Below are 4,296 nucleotides of genomic sequence, written 5' to 3'. Positions count from 1 at the left end.
CGGGTCAGTCATGCGTTTCATTCGCCGTTGATGGAGCCGATGCTGGCTGACTTCCGCACAGTGGTGGAGTCGCTGAGCTTCCACCAGCCGCGGATTCCGATGGTGTCCGGTGGGGAGGTGACCGATCCGGAGTATTGGGTGGATCACGTCCGCAGGCCGGTGATGTTCGCCGATGCCGTGTCCACTTTGGTGGATCGGGGTGTGTCCACGTTGTTGGAGGTCGGGCCGGATGCGGTGCTGACTGGGATGGCCGCAGAGTTCCTGCCCGACAACGTGGTGGCCGTGCCGTTGCTGCGCAAGGATCAGCCGGAGGCGCAAGCACTTTGGTCCGGCGTCGGTCGTGTGCTCGCCCGAGGTGGGCCGGTCGACCTGACTGCGGTGTACGAAGGTAGCGGGGCACGCCAAGTCGACCTCCCGACGTATGCCTTCCAGCACGAGAAGTACTGGCTGCTTCCCCCGGCGGGCGCGGGTGATGTGGCCTCCGCCGGTCTCGGCTCGGCGCGTCACCCCCTGCTCGGAGCGACCGTGGAGCTCGCCGAGGGCGATACGGTCGTGTTGACCGGCCGCGTCTCGACGCAGTCGCACCCCTGGCTGGCCGACCACGCCATCCTCGACACCGTGCTGGTCCCGGGCACCGCGCTGCTGGAATTGGCGGCCCGCGCCGGCGACCACGTGGGGTGTCACCGTGTTGAGGAATTGACGCTCGCCACGCCGCTCGTGCTGACCGGCGCCAACCCGGTGCAGTTGCAGGTGGTAGTCGGTGCGGCGGATGCCGGCGGGCTGCGCGAGCTGACGATCCACTCCCGCGCCGACGAGGACCAGCCCTGGACTCGTCACGCGAGCGGCCTGCTCGGCGCGGCCGCATCCGAGCCCGGTCCGGCGATGGGGCTGTGGCCGCCCGCTGGGGCCCAGGAGATCCCGGTGGACGGCGTGTACGAGAGGCTGCTCGGCCAGGGCCACGGTTACGGGCCCGCGTTCCAGGGATTGCGCCGCGTGTATCGCGCGGGCACGACGATCTACGCGGAGGTGGCCCTTCCCGAGGCGGTGCGCCCCGACGCGGCCCGGTTCATCCTGCATCCGGCGTTGCTGGACGCGTCGCTGCATCCGTTGCTGCGCGGGGTTTCCGGCGAAGATCTGCCGGGCGGCCTGCCGTTTTCGTGGTCCGGGGTGACCGTGCACCGGGGAGGCGCTGCCGCGCTCAAGGTCCGCCTGCGACTGTCCGGATCGGACACTGTGGCGCTGGACGCCTTCGACGAGACCGGTGCGCCGGTGGTCACGGTGGAGTCGCTGCTGTCCCGGCAGGTGTCCGCCGACGCGTTGCGCGGGGCCGGCCGGACGTACCATGAAAATCTCTACCGCCTGGATTGGGTGCCCGTGCCGATCTCCGCGGCTACAACGGATCCGGGCGACCGGACCGAGCTGACCGAGCTACCGGCACCGGGACCCGGCCCGGAACCGGAGCGCGTCCGGCAAGTTACCCGGCAGGCGCTTGACTTGGTGCAGCGCTGGCTCGGCGACGACCGCAACGCCGGTTCACGGCTGGTCGTGCGCACCCGTGGCGCGATGGGAACGACCCCGGATGCGGCCCTCGCGGCCGCGTGGGGTCTGCTTCGTACCGCCCAAACAGAAAACCCGGGCCGGTTCGTCCTGATAGACGGCGACGGCGATCTCTCCGCTGCTCTGGCCACGGCCGAGCCGCAACTGGTCCTGCACGACGGGCAGGTGCTCGCCGGTCGGCTGGCCCGCGTGGGCACCGACGAGGCGCAGACCCCGGTCACCTGGCCGGCCGAGGGCACGGTGTTGATCACCGGCGCGACCGGTGGCCTCGGTGCCTTGCTCGCTCGGCACCTGGTGAGCGCGCACGGCGTGCGCCGGCTGCTGCTCACCAGCCGCCGGGGTCTGGACGCACCTGGTGCCGGCCAACTGCGCGCAGATCTCACCGCGCTCGGCGCCGACGTGGCCATCGCGGCCTGCGACACCGCCGATCGTGACGCGTTGGCCGCACTGCTGGCCGGAATCGACCCGGCCCACCCGCTGCGCGCGGTCGTGCACACGGCGGGCGTGCTCGACGACGCCGTCGCCGTCGGGATGACCGCCGAGCAGCTCGACCGGGTGCTACTGCCCAAAGTGGACGGTGCATGGCACCTTCACGAACTCACTCGCGACCACGAACTCGACGCGTTTGTGCTCTACTCCTCGTCGGCTGGCGTGTTCGGCGGCGCCGGGCAGGCCAACTATGCGGCCGCCAACGCATATCTGGACGCGCTCGCGATGCAGCGCCGTGCGGCCGGGCTGCCTGCGGTGTCGATGGCCTGGGGGCTGTGGGCGCAGGCGGGCGGCATCACGGCGGGGCTGTCGGACAACGACCTTGCCCGCATCGCTCGGGCCGGCATGTCGCCGCTGCCCGAGGACGAGGGCCTGCGCCTGTTCGACATCGTGCTGGCCCAGGGTCACGTTTCGGTGCTGCCTATGCGGCTGGAGCTGTCGGCGCTGCGGGCGATGGACAACCCTCCCGCGGTCTTGAAGGGCCTGGTCCGGACGACCCCGCGCCGGGCGGCGGCAGGCCGTGGGCAAGGCGGCTCGTCGGCCTTGCGAGAGCGCTTGGCCGGACTGTCCGATGCAGACCGAGCCAAAATGCTGATTGATGTGGTACGGGGCCAGGTCGCCGCAGTGCTCGGGCATGCGCACACCGACGCGGTGGAGGCCGACCGGGCGTTCAAGGATCTGGGTTTCGATTCGCTGACCGCAGTCGAGCTGCGCAACCAGCTGAACGCGGTCACCGGGTTGCGACTGCCCGCCGCATTGATCTTCGATTATCCGTCACCGCAAGCCGTTGCGGCTCTGCTGGATACCGAGCTGGGTGGGTCGGCACCGGTTGCCGCGCCCGTGCCGGCACCGGCGGCGACCGACGATGACCCGATCGTCATCACCGGCATGGCGTGCCGCCTGCCCGGTGGCATCGACAGCCCGGAGCAGTTGTGGGACCTGGTGTCTCGCGGTGTGGACGCGGTCGGCGATTTCCCCACCGATCGGGGCTGGGATGTGGACGCCCTCTACGACCCCGACCCGGATGCGGCCGGCAAGAGCTACACGCGGCAGGGCGGCTTCGTCTCGGGCATCGATCGGTTCGACGCCGAGTTCTTCGGCATCTCGCCGCGTGAGGCGCTGAGCATGGACCCGCAGCAGCGGCTGTTGCTGGAGACGGCATGGGAGAGTCTCGAAAGCGCCGGTGTCGATCCGCAGGCCGCACGCGGCGGTCAGATCGGTGTGTTCGTGGGCGTAAGTAGCCAGGACCACGGCAACATCCTGGCGCGGATGCCGGCCTTCGAGGGCCAGTTGCTGTCGGGCAGCGCCAACAGCGTCGCCTCGGGCCGGGTCGCGTACCACCTTGGGCTGACCGGTCCGGCGATCACTTTGGACACGGCGTGCTCGTCGTCGTTGGTGGCGTTGCATTTGGCCGCGCAGGCGCTGCGTAATGGCGAGTGCGACATGGCGCTGGCCGGTGGCGCGTTGGTGATGTCCACGCCCACGCTGTTCGTCGAGTTCAGCCGCCAGCGCGGGCTCGCGCCGGACGGGCGCTGCAAAGCGTTTTCGGCTGCGGCGGATGGGACGGGTTGGGCCGAGGGCGTGGCGATGCTTCTGCTGGAACGGGAGTCCGTGGCTCGTGCCCGTGGCCATGAGGTGCTCGCGGTGGTGCGTGGTTCGGCGGTGAATCAGGATGGTGCGTCGAATGGGCTGATGGCGCCGAACGGTCCGTCGCAGCAGCGGGTGATCCGGCAGGCGTTGGCGTCGGCGGGGTTGTCGCCGTCCGATGTGGACGCTGTGGAGGCGCACGGCACGGGGACGCGGTTGGGTGATCCGATTGAGGCGGAGGCATTGCTGGCCACGTATGGGCGGGAGCGGCCGGCGGACCGGCCGCTGCTGCTCGGGTCGGTGAAGTCCAACCTGGGGCACACCCAACACGCGGCGGGGGCGGCCGGTGTGATCAAGATGGTCATGGCGATGCGACACGGGTTGCTGCCCCGGACGCTGCACGTCGACGAGCCGTCGCCACACATCGAGTGGTCGAGCGGCACCGTGGAACTGCTGCATGCCGCGCGGCCCTGGCCGGAGACCGGTGCACCGCGCCGTGCGGCGGTGTCGTCGTTCGGCGTCAGTGGCACCAACGCGCATGTGATTCTGGAGTCGTCTGGGTCGGGTGTGGTGGTGCGGGAGTCGTCTGGGTCGGGTGTGGTGGTGCCGTGGGTGGTGTCTGGGCGGTCTGGTGCGGCGTTGCGTGCTCAGGCGCAGCGGTTG

The 4,296-nt window shown here is 70.3% G+C and carries 1 protein-coding gene; it reads left to right on the top strand.

Features of this window, described 5'->3' with window-relative positions; all coding sequences use genetic code 11:
* Window positions 1-39 precede the first annotated feature (39 nt).
* On the top strand, window positions 40-4,296 hold a 4,257-nt coding region (locus DM816_RS40470; protein WP_162908363.1), incomplete at its 3' end, for a type I polyketide synthase.

Source organism: Allorhizocola rhizosphaerae (assembly GCF_003426775.1).
GTDB lineage: Bacteria > Actinomycetota > Actinomycetes > Mycobacteriales > Micromonosporaceae > Allorhizocola > Allorhizocola rhizosphaerae.
The sequence above is the reverse complement of the archived record's forward strand: the minus strand, read 5'-3'. Positions and strand labels throughout refer to the sequence as shown.